The organism is Acinetobacter soli (assembly GCF_018139125.1).
Classification (GTDB): domain Bacteria; phylum Pseudomonadota; class Gammaproteobacteria; order Pseudomonadales; family Moraxellaceae; genus Acinetobacter; species Acinetobacter soli.
Genome location: NZ_CP073241.1, coordinates 2,766,350 through 2,791,886, shown reverse-complemented (window position 1 = coordinate 2,791,886; position 25,537 = coordinate 2,766,350). Strand labels below are relative to the sequence as shown.

General features: G+C 46.3%; 20 protein-coding genes and 1 riboswitch. Of the genes, 5 read left to right on the top strand and 15 right to left on the bottom strand.

All coding sequences use genetic code 11. The features are described from left to right. Positions 1 to 14: 14 nt before the first annotated feature. Together sfnG and KCV09_RS12860 are read left to right on the top strand one after the other, a co-directional pair. Positions 15 to 1,115: a dimethylsulfone monooxygenase SfnG gene (gene sfnG / locus KCV09_RS12865; RefSeq protein ID WP_055415512.1), complete on the top strand. Its 1,101-nt coding sequence runs from the start codon at positions 15 to 17 to the stop codon at positions 1,113 to 1,115. Positions 1,116 to 1,334: 219 nt separating this feature from the next. Then, positions 1,335 to 1,886, top strand: coding sequence for a cysteine hydrolase family protein (locus KCV09_RS12860; RefSeq protein ID WP_076033176.1), 552 nt, complete (start codon positions 1,335 to 1,337; stop codon positions 1,884 to 1,886). A gap of 22 nt (positions 1,887 to 1,908) precedes the next feature. On the opposite strand, the gene KCV09_RS12855 is transcribed toward KCV09_RS12860, so the two are convergent. Further along, on the bottom strand, positions 1,909 to 3,090 hold the full coding sequence (locus KCV09_RS12855; protein ID WP_212515238.1) for an acyl-CoA dehydrogenase family protein: 1,182 nt from the start codon (positions 3,088 to 3,090) through the stop codon (positions 1,909 to 1,911). A gap of 141 nt (positions 3,091 to 3,231) precedes the next feature. Further along, positions 3,232 to 5,187 carry an acetate--CoA ligase gene (acs, locus tag KCV09_RS12850; RefSeq protein WP_212515237.1) on the bottom strand — a complete coding sequence of 652 codons (1,956 nt, stop codon included), beginning with the start codon at positions 5,185 to 5,187 and terminating at the stop codon, positions 3,232 to 3,234. 285 nt (positions 5,188 to 5,472) lie between these two features. Between acs and KCV09_RS12845 the strand changes: the two genes are divergently transcribed. After that, complete coding sequence (locus tag KCV09_RS12845) at positions 5,473 to 6,057, top strand: DUF805 domain-containing protein (RefSeq protein WP_212515236.1); 585 nt, start codon at positions 5,473 to 5,475, stop codon at positions 6,055 to 6,057. Between the two features lie 135 nt (positions 6,058 to 6,192). After that, the gene (locus KCV09_RS12840) at positions 6,193 to 7,143 is read left to right on the top strand and encodes a mechanosensitive ion channel family protein (RefSeq protein ID WP_227264946.1); all 951 of its coding nucleotides are present in this window, start codon (positions 6,193 to 6,195) and stop codon (positions 7,141 to 7,143) included. Here the strand turns inward: KCV09_RS12840 and KCV09_RS12835 are convergent. From KCV09_RS12835 to prfB, 5 genes are all read right to left on the bottom strand, one after another. After that, entirely contained in the window at positions 7,123 to 7,830 is a 708-nt protein-coding gene (locus KCV09_RS12835) for a 16S rRNA (uracil(1498)-N(3))-methyltransferase (protein WP_212515235.1), read from the bottom strand. The genes KCV09_RS12840 and KCV09_RS12835 overlap by 21 nt on opposite strands. Beyond that, complete coding sequence (locus tag KCV09_RS12830) at positions 7,827 to 9,110, bottom strand: 3-deoxy-D-manno-octulosonic acid transferase (protein ID WP_171497682.1); 1,284 nt, start codon at positions 9,108 to 9,110, stop codon at positions 7,827 to 7,829. Before KCV09_RS12830 ends, KCV09_RS12835 begins: the two co-directional genes overlap by 4 nt. A 91-nt stretch (positions 9,111 to 9,201) precedes the next feature. Further along, positions 9,202 to 10,272 carry an alkene reductase gene (locus KCV09_RS12825; protein WP_212515234.1) on the bottom strand — a complete coding sequence of 357 codons (1,071 nt, stop codon included), beginning with the start codon at positions 10,270 to 10,272 and terminating at the stop codon, positions 9,202 to 9,204. A 22-nt stretch (positions 10,273 to 10,294) separates the two neighbouring features. Next, a complete protein-coding gene (locus KCV09_RS12820; RefSeq protein WP_004933957.1) occupies positions 10,295 to 10,594 on the bottom strand; it encodes an ArsR/SmtB family transcription factor in 300 nt (99 codons plus the stop codon). Positions 10,595 to 10,753: 159 nt separating this feature from the next. Next, a protein-coding gene (gene prfB, locus KCV09_RS12815) for a peptide chain release factor 2 (RefSeq protein WP_119690053.1) occupies positions 10,754 to 11,849 on the bottom strand; the annotation gives its coding sequence in 2 pieces (ribosomal slippage) (positions 10,754 to 11,776 and positions 11,778 to 11,849; 1,095 coding nt in all). 446 nt (positions 11,850 to 12,295) lie between these two features. Here prfB and KCV09_RS12810 point away from each other — a divergent pair. Further along, on the top strand, positions 12,296 to 13,069 hold the full coding sequence (locus tag KCV09_RS12810; RefSeq protein WP_104123983.1) for a putative porin: 774 nt from the start codon (positions 12,296 to 12,298) through the stop codon (positions 13,067 to 13,069). Positions 13,070 to 13,116: 47 nt separating this feature from the next. Here KCV09_RS12810 and recJ read toward each other — a convergent pair whose 3' ends face one another. From recJ to aceE, 8 genes are all read right to left on the bottom strand, one after another. Next, positions 13,117 to 14,823 carry a single-stranded-DNA-specific exonuclease RecJ gene (gene recJ / locus KCV09_RS12805; protein ID WP_104124046.1) on the bottom strand — a complete coding sequence of 569 codons (1,707 nt, stop codon included), beginning with the start codon at positions 14,821 to 14,823 and terminating at the stop codon, positions 13,117 to 13,119. Then, positions 14,823 to 15,479 (bottom strand): pyridoxamine 5'-phosphate oxidase, encoded by a 657-nt coding sequence (gene pdxH / locus KCV09_RS12800; RefSeq protein ID WP_004933945.1) that lies wholly within the window; start codon positions 15,477 to 15,479, stop codon positions 14,823 to 14,825. The genes recJ and pdxH overlap by 1 nt, the downstream gene beginning before the upstream one ends. 11 nt (positions 15,480 to 15,490) lie before the next feature. Continuing rightward, positions 15,491 to 16,825: a phosphoglucosamine mutase gene (glmM, locus tag KCV09_RS12795; protein WP_004933937.1), complete on the bottom strand. Its 1,335-nt coding sequence runs from the start codon at positions 16,823 to 16,825 to the stop codon at positions 15,491 to 15,493. Positions 16,826 to 16,941: 116 nt separating this feature from the next. Next, on the bottom strand, positions 16,942 to 18,408 hold the full coding sequence (gene guaB, locus KCV09_RS12790) for an IMP dehydrogenase (protein WP_004933934.1): 1,467 nt from the start codon (positions 18,406 to 18,408) through the stop codon (positions 16,942 to 16,944). A gap of 129 nt (positions 18,409 to 18,537) precedes the next feature. After that, entirely contained in the window at positions 18,538 to 19,554 is a 1,017-nt protein-coding gene (locus KCV09_RS12785) for an AI-2E family transporter (RefSeq protein ID WP_004944810.1), read from the bottom strand. Between the two features lie 203 nt (positions 19,555 to 19,757). Continuing rightward, positions 19,758 to 20,333, bottom strand: a complete 576-nt coding sequence (locus tag KCV09_RS12780; protein ID WP_004933930.1) for a TMEM165/GDT1 family protein — start codon at positions 20,331 to 20,333, stop codon at positions 19,758 to 19,760. Positions 20,334 to 20,381: 48 nt separating this feature from the next. Next, a riboswitch (yybP-ykoY riboswitch) is annotated at positions 20,382 to 20,534 on the bottom strand. Positions 20,535 to 20,646: 112 nt separating this feature from the next. Beyond that, positions 20,647 to 22,632 carry a 2-oxo acid dehydrogenase subunit E2 gene (locus KCV09_RS12775; RefSeq protein ID WP_151796877.1) on the bottom strand — a complete coding sequence of 662 codons (1,986 nt, stop codon included), beginning with the start codon at positions 22,630 to 22,632 and terminating at the stop codon, positions 20,647 to 20,649. Between the two features lie 3 nt (positions 22,633 to 22,635). Then, on the bottom strand, positions 22,636 to 25,350 hold the full coding sequence (gene aceE / locus KCV09_RS12770) for a pyruvate dehydrogenase (acetyl-transferring), homodimeric type (RefSeq protein WP_004933924.1): 2,715 nt from the start codon (positions 25,348 to 25,350) through the stop codon (positions 22,636 to 22,638). Between the last annotated feature and the right edge of the window lie 187 nt (positions 25,351 to 25,537).

The following is a 25,537-nucleotide window of genomic DNA, read 5'->3' as shown; positions in this document are numbered from 1 at the left end:
GAAGGAGTTTTGCCATGAGTCAATCAACTGCACCCATCAAATTTGCGTACTGGGTCCCCAATGTCAGTGGTGGACTCGTGGTCAGCAATATCGAACAACGAACTGACTGGAGCTACGAATACAACATTAAACTGGCTCAGGCCGCAGAAGCAAATGGCTTTGAATATGCCCTGACCCAGATTCGCTTTACTGCGGGCTACGGCGCAGAGTATCAGCATGAATCGGTGAGCTTTAGTCATGCCTTATTGGCCAAAACCGAAAAACTTAAAGTAATTGCGGCCATATTACCCGGCCCATGGAAACCCGTACTGGCAGCCAAACAACTGGCGACCATTGACTATCTCACGCAGGGGCGTATTGCCATCAATGTGGTGAGTGGCTGGTTTAAAGGTGAGTTTGATGCGATTGGCGAACCATGGCCAGAGCACGATCAGCGCTATGCACGCTCTGAGGAATTTATCCGCAGCCTAAAGGGCATTTGGACACAAGACAATTTTAGTTTTGACGGCAAGTACTATCAGTTTCAAAACTATACCTTAAAGCCAAAACCGCTACAGCAACCGCATATCGAAGTCTTTCAAGGAGGCAGCTCACGGGCAGCACGCGACATGGCCTCCCGGGTATCGGACTGGTATTTTACCAACGGCAATAGCGTCGAGGAAATTGAAAAACAAGTACACGATATTCGCAGCAAAGCCAAGGCCAACCAGCATCAGGTTAAAATTGGAGTAAATGCCTTTATTATTGCCCGAGATACAGAACAAGAAGCGCAAGCCGTATTACAGTCAATTATTGATCAGGCCAATACCGAAGCGGTACATGCCTTTGGCGATGCCACACGTCAGGCGGGAGCTGCCAGCCCCGAAGGTGAAGGAAACTGGGCCAAATCGACCTTCGAAGATTTAGTGCAGTATAACGATGGCTTTAAAACCAATCTGATTGGAACACCGCAGCAAATCGCAGAACGCATTGTTGCCTTGAAACATGTGGGGGTTGATCTGATTTTATCTGGGTTTTTACATTTTATCGAAGAAGTCGAGTATTTCGGACAGCATGTGTTGCCACTGGTACGCGAACTGGAACAGCAGCAGGAAATTACCGCCAAATCTGCTTAAGGAGAAATTATAATAATAACGTGGTGGTACATACATCTTTACCCTGAGACTCGGCTTGGGGTATTTTTTTATTTTAAAAATGCTGTAACGCAATCATTCGTCAAATCACAATAACTCATGAGATAACGAAGCCCAACAATTTTACCTCAATCTGACATGGTATCGAGGGATATTCCCATTTAAGCTAAAAACATCGCATCATCAAAACGAGAATAAACCATGAAACAAGCGTTGCTGATCATTGATGTACAAAATGACTATTTTGAAGGTGGTGCAATGACACTGGCGGGCCCAGACCAAGTGCTCAGCCAGATTAATCGTCTTGAAACGTATTTTGTCGAGCAGAATTTACCGGTTATCTATATTCAGCATATCAACCCGCCAGAAGCCACTTTTTTTCGTCCCAATACATCTGGAGTCGAGTTACATGCCGGGCTCAAGCGCCAAGCTCATGCCATTGTCATTCCAAAAAACAAACCGAACAGTTTTTTAAATACCTCACTAGAAGACACCTTAAAAACCTTGGAGATTAAACAGTTGGTCATTACCGGCATGATGACGCACATGTGTATCGACTCCAGTACCCGTGCCGCAGCAGAGCGTGGCTATCAGCCGATTTTAATTGCCGATGCAACAGCAACACGCGATTTAATCTTTGAAAATCACACCACACCCGCCGATGCCGTACAACATGCGTTTTTGAGTGCACTCACCACCTTTGCCGATGTTCAAAGCACCGCGGCTTTTTTACAAGCGCACGCTGCAACCTGAGATTCAACACCAAAGGTCATGGTTAGGAATAAAAACTAGGATGCGGAACTTTGCCAGTTAATACCCACTCCCCGACCTCTTGATATTTGTAATCGATTGGATCATGCAAGGTTTGGGTTCTTACATTTCGCCAGAAGCGATCCAGATTCAGCGCTACTGTAGTCGCTCTGGCACCCATCACCTGAAACATATCTTGTGTGAGCATCAGCCCCGTGCGAGTCGCTGCAATTTTCGCTGTGGCCACCGCCACCGATACCTCACCCCGTTGCTGAGCACTCAAGTCTGGCCCTTCGTTCCACGCGTTTTGTAAGAGCGTACGGGCTTTGTTGGTCAGTAAGCGGACACTTTCAAGTTGCACGTAAAATTCGGCAAAATGCTTTTGAATATAGGGGTCATCTACACTTTGCGTTGCGCTTGACGTGGCCCATGCTTTTTGATGTTGCACCGCCTGATGCGCGACTTTAAAAGCGCCCTCTGCGACGCCCAAAAACAAATGCACAAAAATCAGCTGCGCAATTAAAGGCCTTAGGCTCGAATACGGTGTACTCAGTGGCCCGGGATTGAGCAGTAATTCATGCTTTAAAATCTTGACCTGTTCAAAATGAGTGGTGCCGCTGTCGGTCTGGCGCTGTCCCATGTTATTCCAGTCGCCTAAAAAACGAATACCGTCACGTTGCGTGGGCACCACCGCGATCAGCAGCTTATCCTCTTGGGTATAACCCGAACAAAGCAGCATGTCTGAATCGATTGAACCCGAACAAAAGCTTTTTTCACCCTGAAAAATAAAAGTATCGTCGTTGAGCTGTTGCACCTGCGTACGCCGATCTAGCGGATTCAGTGCATTGCCCCAAAAGAGCTGTTGCTGAGCGGTCTGTCGAAACCAGCTCTCATACTGCTCGGGCTGGGCAAAAAGCTGAACCGTGGCAATCAGTAAGTGGTGAAAACCATAGACATGCGCCAGAGAACTATCGACCTGTGCAATCAATTGAATGGTCTTAAAAATTGTTTCCCAGTCGGCTCCCTGCCCACCATATGCTTTGGGAATTGAGAGCGAGAGTAGTCCGCTAGCCCGAATCAAATCACGCTCAATTTTGGCCGTGCCCCCTTGCTTGTCCCGTACGGCTGCGGTTTTCTCAAACGCTGCCGCCAAGCTTTGAGCTTGTGCCAAGGGATCAAATGTCTGTGCAAAATAAGGTTGATTCATGCGCAAATCCGAAGGAGCAAAACAAGGTCTAAGCCTAGCAAATCTCTGCCCGCTGCTTTATGCAAATTTAGGCATAGCTTTGCTCAAAACAATAAAATAAAAACACCTCCTGCTCACTTAAGCAGGAGATGCTGTCAGTACTTAAGTGGCTGCTTTCGACGCTGGGTATACCGTATGAATCAGATGCTCAACCACGGCTGGATCTGCCAAGGTGGAGGTATCGCCCAAGCTATCTAGCTCATTTGCCGCAATTTTTCTTAAAATGCGCCGCATGATTTTTCCAGAGCGAGTTTTGGGCAAAGCAGGTGCCCAGTGCAGCGCGTCTGGGGTGGCAATCGGTCCCAGTATTTTTCGCACCCACTGTACCAGCTCTTTACGTAATTCTTCAGACTCTTCCACACCTGCCTGTAGCGTCACAAAGGTACAAATGCCTTGCCCTTTAATGTCATGCGGCATACCTACCACCGCAGCCTCAGCCACATGCGGATGCGCAACCAGTGCACTTTCGATCTCGGCTGTACCCAAGCGGTGCCCCGAAATATTCAACACATCATCGACTCGTCCGGTAATCCAGTAGTAACCGTCTTCATCACGACGTGCACCATCGCCGGTAAAGTAACGCCCGGGAAAGGTCGAGAAATAAGCTTCAATGAACCGTTTCGGATCGCCCCAGATGGTTCGCATCTGTCCCGGCCAAGCATCTTTAATCACAAGATTGCCTTCGGCAGCCCCTTCAATTTCATGCCCGTCACCATCTACCAGTGCAGGTTGCACACCAAAAAATGGACGTGTAGCCGAGCCCGGTTTTAGGTCGGTTGCACCCGGAAGTGGTGCAATCAAAATTCCGCCAGTTTCGGTTTGCCACCAAGTATCGACCACTGGACAGCGTCCCTCTCCCACCACGTTGTAATACCACGACCATGCTTCCGGATTAATCGGCTCACCCACCGTGCCCAGCAGTCGTAAACTGCTCCGATCACTTTCACGTACATAGGCATCGCCTTCACGCATCATGGAGCGTATTGCCGTTGGGGCAGTATATAAAATGGTGACCTTGTGCTTATCGATAATATGTCCAATTCTGGCCCACGTCGGATATTGCGGTACACCTTCAAACATCAGTGTACTGGTACCATTCGACAGTGGTCCGTAAATCAGGTAACTGTGCCCCGTGATCCAGCCCACATCGGCAGTACACCAATACACATCATCTTGCTTGATATCAAAAACTTCTCTAAATGTGGTGGTGGCGTACACCAAGTAGCCACCTGTGGTATGCAGTACACCTTTGGGTTTACCCGTCGAGCCGGAGGTATACAAAATAAATAATGGATCTTCTGCATTCATGGGTTCGGGTGGACACACATCATTCACTTCGGTAATCACCACGTGATACCAAAGATCAAGCCCCTCTTGAAAGCGAACCGGATTACCTGTGCGATGAACCACGATCACATGCTCAACCGACTCGGTTCCCTTAACTTTTAGGGCTTCATCGACACTTTCTTTTAATGGCAGTAACTTACCGCCACGCATACCGGCATCGGCAGTGATCACCAGTTTAGCCTGACAATCTTCTATCCTGCTGGCGAGCGAATCGGGTGAAAAACCACCAAATACCACACAATGCACCGCACCAATCCGTGCACAGGCCAACATGGCGATCGCCGCTTCAGACACCATTGGCATATACAACACCACACGGTCGCCCTTTTCGATGCCATATTTTTTTAGCACGTTGGCAAAACGGCACACCTCTTCATACAGCTCTTTGAAGGAAATAATTTTATGCCGTGATGGATGATCGCCTTCCCAAATGATGGCAGGCTTGTGCGGATGTGTTTTAAGATGTCGATCCAGACAGTTGGCACATACATTTAATTGCCCGTCGGCAAACCATTCGATTTTAAAATCATCGGCCGCGTAATTGGTATTTTTAACTTGTGTAAATGGCTTAATCCAATCGACATTGCGGGCTTCTTCTGCCCAGAATCCATCAGGGTCATCGATTGATTGCTGATAGCGCGCCAAATAATCGGCTTCAATGGTTCGGGCTGTTTTTTTAAACTCTTCTGGTACTGGATAGATTTCATTCATAGTATCACTTCCTTGATTTTTAGGCCCCATCACGAGGCTTTTTTAACCGACACTGTGTTTGATCTTTTTTTGTTGTTGCTGAAGCAGTATCCACACACGTGGTTGGGCCTGACAATACGCATTTGGTCGTATATTTTTCAACCTATCAGATTCGAAACAATTTAAACACCCAAAGATTCAACATTTTTTGTATGTTGGTTGTAGTATTTCTTGAAGACATTCATACGATTGCCTGTATCCGCATCTATCTTGACGTTTCAGGCAGCACTTCAACAGGAGGATGATATGTATTCTACCTCAACCGATCATTCCGACTGGTCATCGCACCCTGCGCGCCGTAACGATCACCCCTTCTCGACTCGAGGGCGCTTTAATCGTTTAAGCTACTTGGGCTGGTATGGTTTCTTTAATTTGTTACCCATTGCATTGCTGTTATTGCTTCACTTCGGCTTGGGTGTAATTCGTCTTGATTTAGGAACACTGTACGATCATGGGTTTGCATTATGGCTCGATGGCTCGGGGTGGTTGCTACTCGCTGGCACGTTATTATTTATCTATCTTCATCTGCTCCTTATCATTCGACGCTTACACGACACCAATCATTCTGGCTGGTGGAGCCTGCTGTTTTTACTGCCCGTGATTCAATGGATTCTATTGCTGTATTTACTGATCGCGCCGGGTTCATCTGGGGTAAATGATTATGGTCCACCCCGACCTTCTCATTTTTTAGAAAAGCTGATGGGATGGTTGGTCGTGTTGATGTTTGTGATGAGCATTTTGGTTTTTGGACAAGCCATGCACTTTATGATGAGTACTGGCAATATCGATTTACAGCATTTAATGCTTCAGTCACACACTGGTTATTTCTAAACAAAATATGTGAAAGGTTGAGCGAATATACAGTTCATACTACACTTTCGCATTACTTTTCTCTTAACTTTTATCACATCAGGAATTCGAGTGTCTGAAGAAAATAAACTAGATCAGGTCGCATCAGATACAGCGATGCTATTGCAACAAGCGGGGCAAAAAACCACTCAATCCGTTCTACAGCATACCGAGAAATACCATGAAACTTATACTGCAATTGATAAAATTGTAGATAGTTTTTGGGAGCGTATTCCTTATTTATGTATCGCGCTTGTCGTATTTTTAGTTTTCTGGTTGTTGACCAAAGTCTTTAAACTATTCGTTGATAAAACCCTGACCAATCGTAGTTATACCCGTCAAAATTTGGTCTTGGTTCTGAATCGTGTTGGATCTGTCCTCATCTTGTTTATCGGTTTTCTGATTGCACTGGTGATTGCGATTCCGGGATTCACACCAGGCCAGCTCATGAGCGCACTTGGTATCGGTTCGGTGGCAATTGGTTTTGCATTTAAAGATATTTTCCAAAACCTGTTATCTGGCGTACTGATTTTACTGGGTGAACCGTTTCGTATTGGCGATGACATTGTTGTCAACGGAATGGAAGGTACAGTTGAAGATATCCAGATTCGCGCAACCTTTATTCGTTCCTACGATGGGCGCCGCATTGTGATTCCAAATGCCACGGTGTATACCAGTGCCATTACCGTGAATACCGCCTATCAGCGCCGTCGCTGTGAGTTTGTGGTCGGCATCGGTTATGACGACGATGAACAACAAGCCAAAAGTATTATTTTGAATATTTTGGACAATAATCGTAATGTCCTCAGCCAGCCTGCATTCAGTGTGAATGTGACAGCACTGGCCGATTTTTCGGTCAACCTCACGGTGCGTTGGTGGATTGATACCACTGAAACCAATATTTCGGCTTCAGTGAGTGAGATTCAGACTGAGGTGAAACGTGCTTTTAATCAGGAAGGTATTAATATTCCTTACCCGGTACAAGAAGTAAAAGTACATAAAGAGTCGACCGCAGCATTGCCACATACTGCCTCAGCGCCTACCGACTCAGCTAAACAGTCGACCTAACACGTAAGATACTGCAGTTTCGGTTCGCAAAATACGGCTGCCTAACTGATACGTCTGGCAGCCGTTTTTTTGCATCAGTTCGACTTCATATGGAATGAAGCCACCCTCGGGGCCAATAATGAGTGAACAGCCGTGTGAAATATTGATAGGCATGGTTTGTGCGCTACACGGATGCGCCACGTAGGCTGGACGTTCTGGTTGAATCATGCCCGGTAAAATATCTTCTACAAAAGGTTTGAAGCGTTTGTAGAGCTGGATTTCTGGAGCAATTGTATCGCCGGCCTGTTCTAGCCCCAGTTGTACATAATCATCAAGCTGCTGTAAAAATGGCGTTTGCCAGTAACTCTTATCCACCCGATAGCTGTGAATCAGGCAAATTCGCTCAACACCAAGTGTCACACTGTCCATGATTAAACGGCGCAGCACTTTGGGGCGTGGCAGTGCCACAATAAGCGTGACTGGAAGTTTTTTAGGACACGCTTCTTGCTGTAGCGGCATTACCTCAATAGATTGCGCTGTAATTGTCATCACTCGGGTGAGGTAGCGTGCCTGCCCCAGTATCCCGACTTTGAGCGTATCTCCCACTTGCAAGTTCAGTTGCTCGCGCAAATGCATGACCTGACGCGGTTCATGAATTTGCCATGGCCCAGAGAGATTTTCTTGTGGTGGAATCAAGACCAGATTCATGTGATATATCCATCGAGCAGCGCAATATGGCGATCCAGTGCTCCCTGATTACGGGCTAAAATGGTTTGCGAATGTTGAGCACGTGCCGCGGCTTGCGCAGATGCGTTGGCATAGCTGAGTAAATACTCGACTGCCTGAAGCGCATCTGGAGCAACATCAATCGCAGCTGCCTCGACAAACTCATCTACAATGGTTTGAAAATTGAAATAACGTGGCCCAATCACCACCGGACAATCCAGTGCCATAGGTTCTAAAATATTATGACCACCGCCGGGCGTATTGAGTGATCCCCCAACAAAAGCAACCTGTGCGAGTGCATACCACAACCACAATTCTCCCATACTATCGGCCAGATAAACCTGCGTCTCGGGCATGATGGGTTCGGCAAGACTGCGCCGTGAGGTATTTAAGCCCAGATCCTGACTCACACGAAAAACCTCATCAAAACGTTCGGGATGGCGTGGCACTACAATACAAAGTAGCGCAGGATCATGATTTAGATGCGTTTTAAGGGCAGTCAAAAGCTGCTGTTCTTCAGGTGCATGAGTACTGGCAAGCACCATTATTTTACGTGCGCCGAGTTGCCACTGCTGTACTAGAGATGCTGCTTGCGACACCACCGCTTCGGGTGCATGAATATCAAATTTGATGTTTCCCACCACTTGGGATTTATCTGCGGCTAGGCCCAGCGCAATATAACGCTGCTGGGTATTCTGATCTTGAGCCAGTAATGCGCTCAGATTGTTCAACATCCCTCGGGTAAGACCCGCCACACGGGCATAACCCCGTGCGGATTTTTCCGACAGGCGCGCATTGATTAAGACTCGGGCGATTCCATGTTGTGCGGCCTGATCAATCAAATTGGGCCACAGTTCAGTTTCGACCAAGATCAGTATTTTAGGCTGATAACGCGCAAAAAATTCTCGCAGTAGATGCACCTGATCGACTGGTAGATAAACTGCTTGAAAACGATCCTGATAGGGCGGTTTTAAAAAAAGCGTCTTGGCACGTGCTTGACCCGTTTTGGTGGTATTGGTGACCAACACCGGATGACCCGCTTGAAGATAATGTTCGATGAGTGGCTGTGCTGCATTGGTCTCACCGACTGAGACTGCATGAAACCAGATGGCATGACGATGTTGAGGAGGCTGAAATGGACCAAAACGTTCACAACATTCTTGCTGGTATGCTGCGTCACTCTGGGCACGTTTACGGATTCGCCAACGATACAAAGGTTTGAGTAAAACCAAGGCCGCGTTGTACCACAATGGAGTCGCCAATACATCTGTCTCAATACATATTCGATGGGCAGAATATAGCAGAGCGCCATACATTTGTTAATGTATGGCGCTCTGATTAACTCACGCAAATTTAGGCGTCAAGCGTCGATTCACGTAGCGTAGGATAGTCGGTATAACCTTCTGCACCTTTGGCATACAAAGTTTCTGGATTGACATCATTCAGCGGTGCATGGTTGATTAGTCGCGTGTACAAATCAGGATTCGCGATATACGCTTTACCAAAAGATACGGCATCGGCATCGCCATTGGCCAATATACGACGCGCAGAATCTGGCGTTAGGCTTTCATTGGCAATCCATACACCACTAAATTGTTTACGCAATTCAGGCCCGATACTGTCTGCGGCTTCATATTCACGCGAGAATACAAAGGCAATTTCTCGCTCACTGAGCTGACGCATAACATAACCGAAGGTTTCAAGTGGGTTGACATCGCCCATATCGTGCGAATCACCGCGAGGGGCAATATGTACACCAACACGTCCAGCACCCCAAACTGCAATGAATTCATCGACAATCTGCAACAATAAACGTGCACGATTTTCGAGTGAACCACCGTATTGATCATCACGCTGATTGGTTTGCGATTGCAAGAATTGATCGACTAAATAACCATTGGCAGCATGTAATTCTACGCCGTCAAAACCAGCCAGTTTGGCCATTTCAGCCGCATGTCGGTACTGTTGAACAATCTCGTCAATTTCTTCGAGCGATAATGCGCGCGGTGTCACATAAGGACGTTTCGGACGCAATAGGCTGACATGTCCTTCTGGCTGAATCGCGCTCGGTGCAACCGGGAGATCACCATCAAGCAACTGAGGATCTGAGATCCGGCCCACATGCCAAAGCTGCGCCACGATTTTGGCGCCTTGTGCATGAACCGCCTGAATAATGGGTTGCCAAGCATGTGCTTGTTCTTCTGTCCAAAGTCCTGGTGTATCTTCATAACCGACGGCTTTAGGAGAAATCACCGTGGCTTCCGTCAAGATCAGACCTGCATTGGCACGCTGCTGATAATACTCTTTCATCAGCGCATTTGGCACTCGGCTTTCCCCACTGCGCGAGCGAGTCAGCGGCGCCATCACCAAACGGTTTTTTAATTCAAAATCACCAACTTTTAACGGAGAACTTAGTTCAGCCATCACAACCTCAGCTTACGCTCGATTAAAGCGTTTCTTTTAAATGATCGAGATATTGCTGAATCAACGCTTCGTTGCGCGAAAAATAAGACCACTGGCCATATTTCTCTACCGTAATGAGACCTGCCTGTTGTAAAACAGACAAATGATTAGACATGGTCGATTGTGACACATTGCCTAATCGCTCAATTTGCCCGGCACAAACACCCCGCTCAAAATTGCCGCATTCTTCTGCGGCCCAGTATTTTGTTGGATGCTTGAGCCATTCCAAAATCTGACGACGAGTCGGATTGGCGAGGGCTTTAAAAATTACATCGGTATCCATAAGCAAAGCTCAAAGATTAGGGCGCAAAGCGTTGTTCAACACCATACTTTAAATTGTATCGCATAATTACGATATTAATATCTATTTTTATAAATATTAATATCGATTTTCATAGATATATTGTAAGCACAGGTAAACACGCTTTGCGGATGTTTACAATTACAAGCCTTGTTTCAAACTGGCTTCGATAAATTTATCCAGATCGCCGTCGAGTACAGCACCTGTATTTGAATTTTCGACACCAGTACGCAAGTCTTTAATACGTGAGTCATCCAGTACATAGGAGCGAATCTGGCTACCCCAGCCGATATCAGACTTCGAGTCTTCAAGGGCTTGCGCAGCTTCATTACGCTTTTGCATTTCAAGTTCGTACAATTTTGCACGTAACTGTTTCCATGCATGGTCACGGTTCGCATGCTGAGAACGCTGGTTCTGACAAGCCACCACAATCCCTGTCGGCGCGTGAGTCAAACGCACGGCAGAATCGGTTTTGTTAATGTGCTGTCCACCGGCACCCGATGCACGGTATGTATCGGTACGTACATCGGCCGGATTGATTTCAATTTCAATATTGTCATCAATTTCAGGTGAAACGAATACAGCACTAAACGAGGTATGACGACGGTTGCCACTGTCAAATGGCGACTTACGCACCAGACGATGTACACCAGACTCGGTACGTAACCAGCCATATGCGTACTCGCCTTCGACTCGGATAGTGGCCGACTTAATGCCCGCTACATCACCATCTGATTCTTCCATCAATTCAGCTTTAAAGCCATGACGCTCGATCCAGCGCATGTACATACGCAGTAACATGGAAGCCCAGTCTTGTGCCTCGGTACCACCCGAACCTGCCTGAATCTCGACATAACATGGGTTCGGGTCCATCGGATTGCTAAACATCCGGCGGAATTCGAGCTTGGCCAGCGCCTCTTCTGCCGCCACAAGCTCTGCATCAACATCTTCGAGCAGACTTTCGTCATCGGCTTCAACGGCAAGATCCAGCATTGCTTTAGCATCGTCGAGCTGATTGGCAAGACCATCTAAAACGTTCAGAACGTTTTCAAGCTCACCTTTTTCTTTGGCCATGGCTTGAGCACGGCTTTGGTCGTTCCAGATCGCCGGATCTTCAAGCTCGCGTAAAACTTCTTCTAGACGTTCTTTTTTTAGATCGTAGTCAAAGATACCCCCGTAGTGTTTGACTACGTTCGGTTAAATCTTTTAATTGGTTCAAATACGGATTAATTTCCACGCCACAATTCCCACATTACATTCATTTATTTCGCTGTCTAGTTTAACACAGCCCGCTTCGAGAGAGAAAAACTGCGTTTTAGTCCTATAAAAAAACCCCAATTTGTTTGAAATCTAACCCCTATAAAGCGTTATGAATTTGTTTTTACAACATTAATCTAATCTTCATTATGGAGGTCTAAACTGGTGCATTTTAAATACAATTGGTCACAATATTGATGATTAATTGTGCATATTCGTGATAACTTCACAAAACCCTCTAGCTTTTAATAAAACAAAACATTTCATATTTATTATTGAATATCAAAAACTTAAAAATACTTAATTACACGAATTCCACATTATTACCGTTCGGTTACGTTGGCCTAATTGACGCACTCAAATTTTTCACTAGACTGAAAGTTGTAACAAAACATTAATTATTATTTTTTGGAGGGGAGATTTTCCATGAAAAAGTTAACTCTAGTCACAGCACTTTTGTCTTCACTCGCTTTTGTAGGAACTACTGCTCACGCTTACCAAACTGAAGTTAATGGTAACTACAATTACCTAGATCCAGATAACGGTAGCGGTGTAAGTACATTTGGTGCAAGTGGCACTTACTACTTTAATCCTGTTCAAACTCGTAACGCGCCATTAGCCGAAGCAGCATTTCTTGATCGTGCAAGTAACGTGAGTGTTGGCGGTGTATACGGCGATAATAGCGGCACTAAAAATACAAATATTGGTATTGCTGGTGAATACTATGTACCAAACAGCGACTTCTATTTAGGTGCAGGCGTTGCTCGTGAAGAAAATAAAATTAAGAATTTAAACGACACAAAAACCACCCGTTATAATGCCGAGGTAGGTTATCTTCCAGCACCAGGATTATTGGTTGCACTTGGTCTACAAGGTTATGACACAAAAAATGGTGGAGATGATGTTGATCCAACCTTACGTGCCAAATACGTTACTCAAGTTGGCCAACATGACGTAAACCTTGAAGCCCGTGGTGTGTTTGGTAACAATGACAATAAGCAATACTACGTTGCAGGCGACTACTATATCGACAAAACATTAAGTGTTGGTGCAGACTATCAGCGTGATAAGGCCCTTAATCTTGACCAATGGGGCATCACAGCTAAAAAATTCTTAAGCCAGCAAGTAAGTGTTGATGGTCGATTAGGTTTCGGCGATGACTACAATACTTATTCAGTAGGTGCATCATATCGCTTCTAAGCAATCGGTTTAGACGTATAAAAAAACTGCTCCTCGGAGCAGTTTTTTTATGTCTGATCTAAATGTAGGATACGAAGTTGCAAATTCACACTGCCGTTAAATTCATTTCGATCTAACTCATAGACCAAATTGACAAACGGTATACTCGGATCAAATTCGAATTGATGTGCCGCATTAAAGGCAATCGCATCTACGGTTCCGTACTGATCCAGCGAGAGCTTTAGCTTTAAATGAAGTTCTTTGAGCCAGCGATAATCGAGCACCTGAAAGCGGCCTTCAAACTGTGGGTAAGGAAATTTTTGTCCCCATGGACCTAAACGCTCAATCCAGTTTAAAGTATCGAGCTGGTGTGCAGACATCGGTAAAACGCCATCTGTCCAGAGGACCGCGTCCAGTAAAGATTCATCCATCTGAGCAACATACTGGGTAAAAATGCGTTTAAACTCATCGAAATACTGTTTTTTCAGCGTTAAACCCGCCGCCGCCGCATGTCCACCAAAATGACTGACCAAATGCGGATATTGCTCAGCCACCTGCTCAATGGTATCGCGAATGTGAATACCATCGATGGAACGTGCAGAGCCCTTGATGTGCTCGCCATCGGTATCGGGTGCAAACACAATGGTTGGTCGATGAAACTGCTCTTTTAAACGCCCTGCAACAATACCAATCACGCCTTGATGCCAACTCTCTTCGAACAACACCAGCGCTGGTGGAATTTGTGTTTCATTGAGTTGAAGTGTTTCCAGATAGCCCAGTGCCTGCTGCTTCATTTCAGTTTCGACTTGACGGCGCTCTAGATTTAGCAGATTAAGTTGCTCTGCAATTGGATAAGCCGTTTTGAAATCTGGCGCCATCAGGCATTCAATTCCAATATTCATACTGTCCATCCGACCAGCAGCATTGATACGAGGCCCAAGCACAAAACCTAAATCCTGTGCTTTAAGCGTTGCAGCGTCACGCTTGGCAATCTCGAGCAAGGCTAAAATACCCGGCCGACACTGCTGTTGCTGAATGCGCTTGAGTCCTGCATCGACCAAAATCCGGTTGTTGTAATCTAGCGTCGCAACATCGGCATACGTACCCAGCGCCACCAAATCCAGATATTGACTGATTTTGCAGCTCGATTTTTGTTGCTGCTGACGTAAAGTACACAAATGTGCAAGTAAATAAAACGCCACGCCCACACCGGCCAAGGCTTTACTTGGAAAGGTACACTCAAGCTGATTGGGGTTGACCACCGCTTCAGCATCGGGTGGCTGTTTGGTGGTGAGGTGATGATCGGTGATAATCACCTGCATGCCTAATGCCTGCGCGCGCGCTACTCCAGCATGACTGGATATTCCGTTGTCTACAGTAATCAGTAAATCTGGTGCAAAAGTGGTTTCGGCCAGATCTGCAATTGCAGGCGTCAGCCCATAACCGTATTTAAAACGATCCGGTACGATATAATCGACATGGGCACCCAACGCTTTGAGCACCAAACACATCAATGCCGTGCTGGTCGCACCGTCTGCATCGTAATCGCCCACAATCACAATATGCTCATGCCGATCAATCGCTGCATCGATTAACGCTGTTGCAGTGGCCAAATCTTTGAGTTCTGGCTTGAGCAAATGCCGTAACTTTAAATCCAGTTCCTGTTCGGACTGCACACCGCGTCGCGCCAAAATCTGTGCAAGAAATTCAGGCACCGCCTGAAAAGATTCTGGCGGCGTGAGTAAAGGGCGCTGCTTGATCTGAACGAAGTTCATTAAGGCATTAATCGTTGCATGATCCATTGATCATCATGCTTGTCATAGCTGATTCGATCGTGCATCCGATTACGTCGACCCTGCCAGAACTCATAGTGATCTGGCTGTACCCGATAACCGCCCCAGAAGGCTGGCTTTTCAATCTCGGCCTGATCTTGCACCTGCTCATGAAATGCCTTAAAGCGCTGTTCAAGCAATTCACGGCTTGCAATCACCCCGCTTTGCGGCGTACTTAAATGTGCTGCAATCTGGCTATCACGTGGGCGTTTATGATAATACGCCGTCGACTCAGCCTCTGGAATCTTGACCACACTGCCACTGACACGGATCTGGCGCTCAAGACTCGGCCAGTAAAACAGTAATTCAGCAAAGGCTGATTCGGCCAAATCGAGCCCTTTTTGGCTATCGTAGTTGGTATAAAAGTCATACCCCTGTTCAGTCGCACCACGGAGTAAAACCGTTCGAACGTGCGGCCGACCAGCACGGTTACACGTCGCCAGTGACATGGCATAGGGTTCGAGGAAATTCTCTTGCAAGGCATGGTTAAACCACTGTAAAAACTGGCCATGTGGATTTGGATCCACTTGACCCTCATCTAACTGCCCTTTTTCGTAGCTCAAACGCAGCTCACTCAGATCTTTAATGGTATCTGTCATGTGAATCTCTCTTATGCAGCAGCATGTTCACGGACGCAGTCCGCTAAACGATGCGCTAGGGTCGTCACTTCTTCTTCGTTATCGCCTTCCACCATCACACGAATCACAGGTTCGGTTCCTGATTTTCGAATCAGTAAACGTCCACGTCCCTTAAGTTGTGCTTCGGCCTGATTAAACTCCTGCGCCAGTTCAGGAATAGCATACGGATCGATCATTTGATCCAGACGTACATTGACCAATACCTGTGGGAACAGCTCAAAACCAGCCACAAGTTCATGCAAGGCTTTGCCTTTTTCAACCATAACGGTCAACACTTGCAAGGCAGCAATAATGGCATCACCCGTGGTACTCTTGTCGAGTGTCAAGATATGACCAGATGGCTCACCGCCAATCACCCATTCATTTTCTTCAAGCGCCTGAAGCACATAGCGGTCACCAACTTTGGCACGTACAAACGGCACTTCGGCTTTGGCCAGTGCTAACTCGAGCGCCATATTGCTCATAACTGTCCCGACAATACCTGCCGGTTTCTTTCTGGCTTGGGTCGCCAGAATATACAGAATATGATCGCCATCGACCAATTGTCCGAATTTATCCACTAAAATCACGCGATCAGCATCGCCATCAAAGGCAATACCTAAATCTGCTTTATAATGCACCACGGCCTTTTGTAAGTTTTCTGGATGGGTCGAACCACAATGTTCATTGATGTTCATGCCCGTCGGATCGTTATACAGCGCAATCACTTTTGCACCGAGTTCACGAAACACCGATGGCCCGACATTGTAGGCAGCACCATTGGCACAATCCACCACAATGGTCAAACTGCGTAAGTCGAAATGATAGGGAAAGGTAGATTTACAAAACTCGATATAGCGACCATTAGCATCCTTAACACGGACACTTTTACCTAAATTGGCGGTATCTTCAATCAAAAGCTCATGCTCAAGCTCCTGATTGATCGCATCTTGTAAGTCATCAGGCAGTTTTTTGCCTTCACCTGAAAAGAATTTAATACCGTTATCAAAATAAGGATTGTGCGATGCGGAAATTACAATACCGGCATCGGCATGTAAGGCACGTGTGAGATGTGCAATAGCAGGCGTCGGTAACGGCCCGAGTAGGTGGACATAAACACCTGCGGCGTTTAAACCGGCCTGTAAAGCAGATTCTAAAATATAGCCAGATAAACGGGTATCTTTACCTAAAACAACAATGGGTTTATGAATTGGACTTGTTCGTTTTAATACTTTTCCAGCGGCAAACCCTAACTTTAATGCAAATTCAGGTGTGATCGGCGTTACACCGAATTTTCCACGAATGCCATCGGTTCCAAAATAACTCATTTTTGACTCACTTTTCATTTTATGGTGACGCCACCATCCATGTGTTTACTTTACACCAAATCAAAAACGCCGTCAGTGGACTGACGGCGTTTTTCACTGAGGTCCGTAAGTGGTAATTAACCAATACGGTAGTTCGGTGCTTCCTTCGTAATCGTCACATCGTGAACGTGTGACTCTTGCATACCTGCTGCTGTGATTTTCACAAACTGGGTATTTTGGTGCATCGCTTCGATGTCGGCAGAGCCTGTATAACCCATAGATGAACGTAGGCCACCCATCATCTGATGTACAATCGCACTCATTGGCCCCTTGTAAGGCACACGACCTTCAATCCCTTCCGGTACCAACTTTTCCACACCCGCTTTCGCGTCTTGGAAATAACGGTCTGATGAACCACTCACACCCGACATCGCACCCAATGAACCCATACCACGATACGCTTTGTAATAGCGACCTTGGAACAATTCAACTTCACCTGGCGCCTCTTCGGTACCTGCCATCAAAGATCCGACCATAATGGTGCTTGCACCAGCCGCAATCGCTTTCGCCATATCACCAGAGAAGCGAATACCGCCATCTGCGATCAATGGAATCTCACCTTTGAGAGCACGTGCCACGTTGTCAATCGCAGAAATTTGAGGTACACCAATACCTGCAACAATACGCGTGGTACAGATCGAACCTGGACCAATACCAACTTTGACCGCATCTGCACCCGCATCAAGCAATGCCAAGGCTGCATCTGCAGTTGCGATGTTGCCGCCAATCACTTGTACTTGCGGGTAGTTCTGCTTCACCCAACGTACACGCTCAATCACACCGGCTGAGTGACCGTGTGCGGTATCGACCACAATCACATCTGCACCAGCATCGACCAGTGCTTCAACACGTGCAGGGGTTTCAGCACCTGTGCCGACTGCTGCGCCAACACGTAGACGACCTAAATCATCTTTACAGCTGTTTGGATAAAGCTCGGCTTTACGAAAATCGGTTACGGTGATCAGACCTTTTAAGGCATGATGATCATCAACAACCAAGACTTTTTCGATACGATGCTTTTGAAGTAACGCTTGAATACTTTCTTTTGACGCACCTTCTTTCACCGTCACTAAACGGTCTTGAGGGGTCATAATATTGCTAACAGGTTGCTCAAGATTGGTTTCAAAACGTGTATCTCGACCGGTCACAATACCCACAACCTTGCCGTCCTGTACCACAGGCACACCACTAATATTATTGGCTTGCGTAATGGCAATCAATTCACGTACGGTGGTTTGAGGGGTTACAGTAATCGGGTCTTTGACCATACCGGCTTCGAATTTTTTGACACGACGAACTTCAGCTGCTTGAGCTGCAATGTCCATGTTTTTGTGCAAAATACCGATACCACCGTTTTGCGCCATTGCAATGGCCATACGTGATTCAGTCACGGTATCCATTGCAGCCGAAACGAGTGGAATATTTAGTTGAATGCCGCGAGTCAAACGTGTCTTTAAGGAGACATCTTTTGGGAGAACTGTAGAATAGGCAGGGAGTAATAAGACATCATCGAAGGTTAACGCTTCTTGAACGATGGTCAGCATAACAATCTCACTGGTAATTTCCGTGAGCTATTATAAACAAATTTGCGCTTAAATTTCATTTTTTCTTGCGCTAATTTTTAAATTCTAACACTTGTTACATCAATCAGCGCCCAGAAGGCGCTGAAATAATTAAATTAATTCCGCTTTTTTCATTTCACTTTTGAAGTATGCATAGTAAATCGGCGCAGCCACCAAGCCAATCAGCCCAAAAACGGCCTGAAATACCAGCATCGCAATTAATAGCTCCCACGCCTTGGCATTAATTCGCTGACCAATAATATCGGCATTTAAGAAGTATTCCAGTTTATGAATCAGAACCAAATATAAAAGGGCAATGGCCGCCGTGGTAAAAGACACGCTCATGGCGGATAAAACAATCAAGGTATTGGACATCAAGTTACCAATCACGGGCAACAGGCCAAATACAAAGGTTAAAATCACCAAGGTTTTTCCAAAGGGCAAATGCATTCCCATCAGCGGTAAGGCAATGAAAATAAACAGTCCCGATAAAATCGTATTGATCAGGGAAATTTTGACCTGCGCAAAGACGATATTCTTGAAGGCACGGTATAACGTATCTAAGCGCTGCAGAAAAACGCGCCGAAACATTGGCATGTCTTTTTCGTCTTGATTCGGATGTAGTGAAATCAAGGCACCTAAGATCATGCCGACAATCATGGTGACAAAACCATGCAATACATCGGTTCCGGCATGTTGCAACGTGATCAGGTGCTCTTTGGATAAGCGCAGCAAAGTATCTTTCATCTCATCGATACTTTCAGGTACAAATCCAGGAAAATACCCGCCCACTTCACTTTGAAATTTTTTGAGCAAGGCATCCAGATTGGCATTGACCTCAGCCAGCCCACCGCCGCGTAAATCATGCACCACATAGGCACTTAAACTCACCATGAGCAGTACCAACAGACTGATAATCACCACACTAAATAATGCCACCACCGTTACACGGCCATACTTTCGATTGGAAAAGCGCTCGACATAGGGGCTCAAACTGGTGACCAACGCGTAAACCAGTAAACCCGACAAAAGCCCGGGTAACAGATGTAGCGGTAAAATCATGAGTAAACTGATGGTCATGATCAGATAACTGGCAATTACACACTGACGCTCATTTAGTAATGGCATACATGAATCCTTTTTCCTGCGTTCACTACAGATTTCTGATGCTTGAAGAATTTTTTTATATGAGGCTTGAGTAAGTTTCGCTGCTCACTCATGATTTATTTTAGCGCAAAATAAACATGATCCGATTTTTTCTGATGCGACTTTTTGAAAAAAACGCGCATGAGATTGCGCGTTTTTAGGTCGACTTGATTTTTTACAGCAATTTAAAAGAAGTAGTGCTGTACCAGTGTTGAGACACCCACCACCAAGAAAATTGCCGCGCCAATCTTGTGAATGAGCGAAATAGGTAAACGATCGGCCATTTTGTTGCCAATAAATACCGCTGGTGCATTGGCAATCATCATGCCGACAGTGGTCCCGAGCATTACCCAAAACACACTGTCAAAACGTGCTGCCAGTGCAACGGTCGCGATTTGGGTTTTATCGCCAATTTCTGCCAAGAAAAATAAAATAAAGGTGGCGCCAAATACCCCAAAGCGTTGCCATTTATTGATGCTATCGGTTTCGTCATCGAGCTTGTCTGGCACCAGCATCCACAGCGCCATTGCAATAAAGCCAATGGCCAATACCCACACCATAACGGTAGGATTTAAGACGGTCGTCAGCCATTGTCCTAATACCGCAGATAAACCATGGTTGATGGTGGTCGCCAATAAAATCGCGATTAAGATAGGAACAGGTTTGCGGAACCGGGCTGCGAGTAAAAGCGCAAGGAGCTGGGTTTTGTCGCCCATTTCAGCAAGGGCAACAACAGAAGTCGAAATCAGGAATTCTTGCATATCTGTTCTCTGGCTAGCATAACGTACCGATGACTTACCGCCCCTGCTAGCCAAATGTGCAGAACGATAAATCAAAGGTCTTGCCAACTCGGAAACACACGTATGCGTTTAAGCTATGATGACCATGTTCTGTGGAACAATTATGTTGATCATCACCTATTTACATTGCGTAAATAGAGGCTACTCCCCAATGAAGTGAATTGATTATACCTGTTTGATCGCCTAGTTTCAATTTGCTTTGATCTGAAACACATATTCAACCACTTTAAATCAAAAAACCCTGCCGAAGCAGGGTTTTTAAATAAACGATGATTTAGATTAGTAAGCTGCGGATATCTTGCAACAATTTGGTCAGCTTGTTGGTAAAACGCGCTGCATCGGCACCATTAATCACACGGTGGTCATACGACAATGACAACGGTAACATCAAGCGAGGCTCAAAATCTTTGCCATTCCATACTGGCTGCATCGCAGCAGGTGAAATACCTAAAATCGCCACTTGTGGCCAGTTCACTAACGGTGTAAAGGCTGTTCCGCCAATCGCGCCCAAGCTTGAAATGGTGAAATTGGCACCTTGCAAGTCTTTTGGTGATAATTTCTTATCACGTGCCTTTTGACCAATTACACCTAGCTCAACCGCGATCTGCTTAATCGATTTCTGATCTGGGTTGCGTAGTACCGGTACAGTCAAACCGTCTGGCGTTGCAACAGCAATCCCCATATGGATTTCGTTGCGAAGCAGTACTGATTTACCATCGTCAGACAAATGACCAGCAAACTCACGCTCTTCTTTCAGCAGATGTGCCACAGCCTTGATGATAAACGCCATGATGGTCAGGCTGATGCCTTCTTTCTTGAAGTTACCCTTCAAGTCATTGCGCCATGCTTCAAGCTCAGTAATATCCGCATGATCAAACTGAGTCACTTGCGGAATAAAGTTGTTGAGCGACAATTGCGGAATCGAAACTTGCTGTAAACGCGTCAGTGCTTTTTCTTCAACGCCACCAAATGCGCTGAAATCTGGCAATGACGGCAAGCCTGATGCCACTGCTGCCGCTGCTGCTTTTGGCGCTGCAACTGGTGCAGTTAAGCGCTGCTTCACGTATGCATAAATGTCTTCTTTAATCAGACGACCATGCTCACCAGAATTTTTGACCTGTGCCAACACCACACCCAATTCACGGGCGAGTTTACGTACAGCTGGACCAGCATAGACTTTGGCATTTTCAGCTTCTTGCTCTTTGGTCAATTTACTGTCTTGGCTTGCCTGTGGCGCTGCATGATCGGCTTTGGCAGCAGGCGCAGGCGCTGCTTTTGGTGCCGCTGGTGCAGGTGCTGCTTCAGCTTTTGCTGGTGCTGCTTTCGGTGCACTTGGCGCTGCGCCTTCGGCTTCAACTGTAATCAGCAGTACGCCTTCTTGAACATCTTGTCCGGCTTGAACATGCACGGCTTTAACCACGCCTGAAACCGAACTTGGAACTTCAACTGTTGCCTTGTCAGATTCAACCACCACGATACTTTCGTCTTTGGTGATTTTGTCGCCCACTTTGACCAAAATCTCAGCCACTGCAGCCTTGTCCACACCTAAATCTGGAACATTGACCTCAACATCACCCGCAGGTGCGTTTGATTCAGTAGCAGGTTGTGCCGTTTCTGCCGCAGATTCTTTGGCAGGTGCAGCAGCGCTTGATGCAGCAGGTGCTTGTTCAGGCGCAGCAGATGCGCCGCCCGCTGTTTTAAGCTTAAGCAGCACAACACCTTCTTGAACCGTGTCGCCTTCTTTGATCGCAATAGACACCACAGTACCTGTTGCTGTACTTGGCACTTCAACCGACGCTTTGTCCGATTCAAGCAAAACTAGACTGTCATTTTCGGCAATCTCGTCGCCAACTTTCACCAAAATCTCGGCAACTGTTGCTTTTTCTACACCAATATCAGGAACCTGAACCTCAATTTCCTGAGTTGCACCGCCAGCAGCAGGCTGTGCAGCTGGTGCTTCTTGTGCAGGTGCTGCTTCTTGTGCAACTGGTTTTTCTTCTGGTGCTGGCGCAGCGGCAGGTTCTGCCGTTGCACCCTCACTTTCAAGCTCAACCAAGTCTGTACCTTCAGTGACTTCATCACCAAGGCTAACCAAAATACGTTTGACCACACCAGCTGCTGTACTTGGTACTTCAACCGATGCTTTGTCCGATTCGAGCAAGATCAGGCTGTCGTTTTCAGAAATCGTGTCACCAACCTTTACCAAGATTTCAGCAACCGTTGCTTTATCTACGCCAATATCAGGTGTTTTCACTTGCATGTCTTAGTTCCCCTCACCTGAGTGTTCTTCATACGCTGCCACAGGATGAACCTCTGGATGCGTCTGTGGCGCCCATGCAACTGGACGGTCTGTTTCAAGTTCGAAGCTTGAAATCGCATCTTTCACCAGACGGTTTTCTACTTCACCTTCATCAGCCAGTTTTTTCAGTGTTGCCACCACAATGTGAGCTGCATCGACACCGAAGTAGCTACGTAGGTTGGCACGCGTATCTGAACGGCCATAACCATCGGTACCCAAAGTCACGTATGGACGGTTGTCTGGGAGGTAGGCACGAATCTGTTCGCTATAAGCACGCATATGATCCGTTGCCGATACCACGATACCGTCTGTACCACGAAGCTGCTGAGATACCCAAGATTCTTTGGTTTCTTCGGTTAGCGGATGCAAGCGGTTGTATTCATCACAGGCCATACCGTCGCGCGCCAACTCGTTGAAGCTGGTAACACTCCAGATATTTGAGTGAATTTGATATTCTTCACGCAAGATTTTCGCCGCTTTGATGACTTCACGTAAGATCACGCCAGAACCAAGTAACTGAACAGTGGCTTTTTCATCTTTTTCAAACAGATACATACCACGTTTGATGCCTTCTTCAGCGCCTTTTGGCATTTCTGGATGCTCGTAGTTTTCGTTCATGAGCGTTAGGTAATAGAATACACGCTCTTGATTGACATACATACGCTTCAAGCCATCATGTACGACCACTGCAAGCTCATAACCGAAACATGGATCATAAGAAATACAGTTTGGAATCGTTCCTGCAAGGATATGCGAGTGACCATCTTGGTGCTGTAAGCCTTCACCGTTTAGCGTCGTACGGCCAGCGGTCGCGCCCAACAAGAAACCTTGTGCCTGTGCATCGCCTGCTGCCCATGCAATATCACCGATACGCTGGAAACCAAACATTGAGTAATACATGTACATCGGAATCATTGGCAAGTTATTGGTTGAATAACTGGTTGCCAACGCGGCCCATGCACTCATCGCACCCGCCTCGTTGATGCCTTCTTGCAACATGTGACCGTCTTTTGCTTCACGGTAATTCATGAGCTGTTCATTGTCTTCTGGGGTATATTTCTGACCATGAGCAGCATAAATACCCAACTGGCGGAACATCCCTTCAAGACCGAAGGTACGTGCTTCATCTGGCACGATTGGCACTACGCGATCTTTAATCGCTTTTTCTTTTAACAACGACGCGATCAAACGCACCATCACCATGGTGGTCGATTGTTCTTTACCGTTGCTACCGCTCAATACACTGTCAAATACTGAAATTTCAGGAATCGCCAAAGATTCGCTTTCTTTACGACGTGCAGGCAGATAACCACCTAAAGCCTCACGACGCGCTTTCATGTATTTAAGTTCTGGCGAGTTTTCCGCAGGACGATAGAACGGCAGATCTTCTAATTGCTCATCGTTAAATGGCAAGTTGAAACGATTACGTACATATTTGAGTGAGTCAACATGCATTTTCTTGATTTGGTGCGTTTTGTTGACCGCTTCAATTTCGTCAGACAAACCGTAACCTTTCACAGTTTTTGCCAGAATAACGGTTGGCTGACCAGTGCTCTTCATTGCCTCAGCATAAGCTGCGTATACTTTGTACGGATCGTGACCACCACGATTCAGATTGTCGATATCTTCATCGCTTAAGTTTTTCACCAGCTCTTCAGCTTCTGGATATTTACCAAAGAAGTGCGCACGTGTGTAAGCACCGCCTTTTACTTGGTAGCGTTGGTAGTCGCCGTCGACTGCTTCATCCATAATTGCTTTAAGCGCACCTGAGGTGTCTTTGGCCAAAAGTGGATCCCAATGACGGCCCCAAACCACTTTGATCACGCGCCATCCGGCACCGCGGAACAATGATTCAAGCTCTTGGATAATTTTACCGTTACCACGTACAGGACCATCAAGACGCTGCAAGTTACAGTTGACTACCCAGATCAGGTTGTCGAGTTTCTCACGACCTGCCAGTGAAATTGCACCAGTACTTTCTGGCTCATCCATCTCGCCATCGCCGAGATATGCCCAGACTTTACGGTCTTCTTCTTTGATCAGACGACGGTTCATCAAGTACTTTTGAATATGTGCTTGATAAATCGACATGATTGGACCCAAGCCCATCGATACGGTTGGGAACTGCCAGTAATCTGGCATTAAGTACGGATGCGGATAGCTTGATAGACCATTGCCATTTACTTCACGGCGGAAATTATTGAGTTGGTCTTCTGTCAAACGGCCTTCAAGAAAAGAACGCGCATAGATCCCAGGTGCACAGTGACCTTGATAGTAGATCATGTCGCCGCCAAAGCTGTCGCTGTTGGCACGGAAGAAGTGGTTAAATCCAACGTCGTAAAGCGTTGCTGAAGATGCAAAGCTGGCCAAGTGACCACCTAAGTCGTCGCCTGTTTTGTTGGCACGTAGTACCATGGCCAACGCGTTCCAACGGATCAATGCACGAATACGGCGTTCCATGTCTTGATCGCCCGGCATTGCAGGCTGTTCATCCACAGAAATTGTATTGAGATAAGGTGTATTCAAGCGTTGAATGGGAACATGCTTCGCAATCGCGCGTTGATAAAGCTTTTCCAATAAAAAAGCTGCACGTTCAGTTCCCATGTGCTGTAAAACCGAATCAAATGCATCTTGCCATTCTTGGGTTTCTTGTGCGTCGGAATCACCATAAAACGCCATAGTTCACCTTTTCCTTAGTCTTTTGTCTAGGGTGTATTTTTATCATATTTACCGCCATGCAAGTTATCCCCGCAGGTGAATACAGATAGGCACTATTATTTAGATAATAAATACTGATTGACTTTTTATAACCCAAAATAACAAAAAAACGCCAATTAAAGCTGTTTTTTTATACACGAGTATTTGA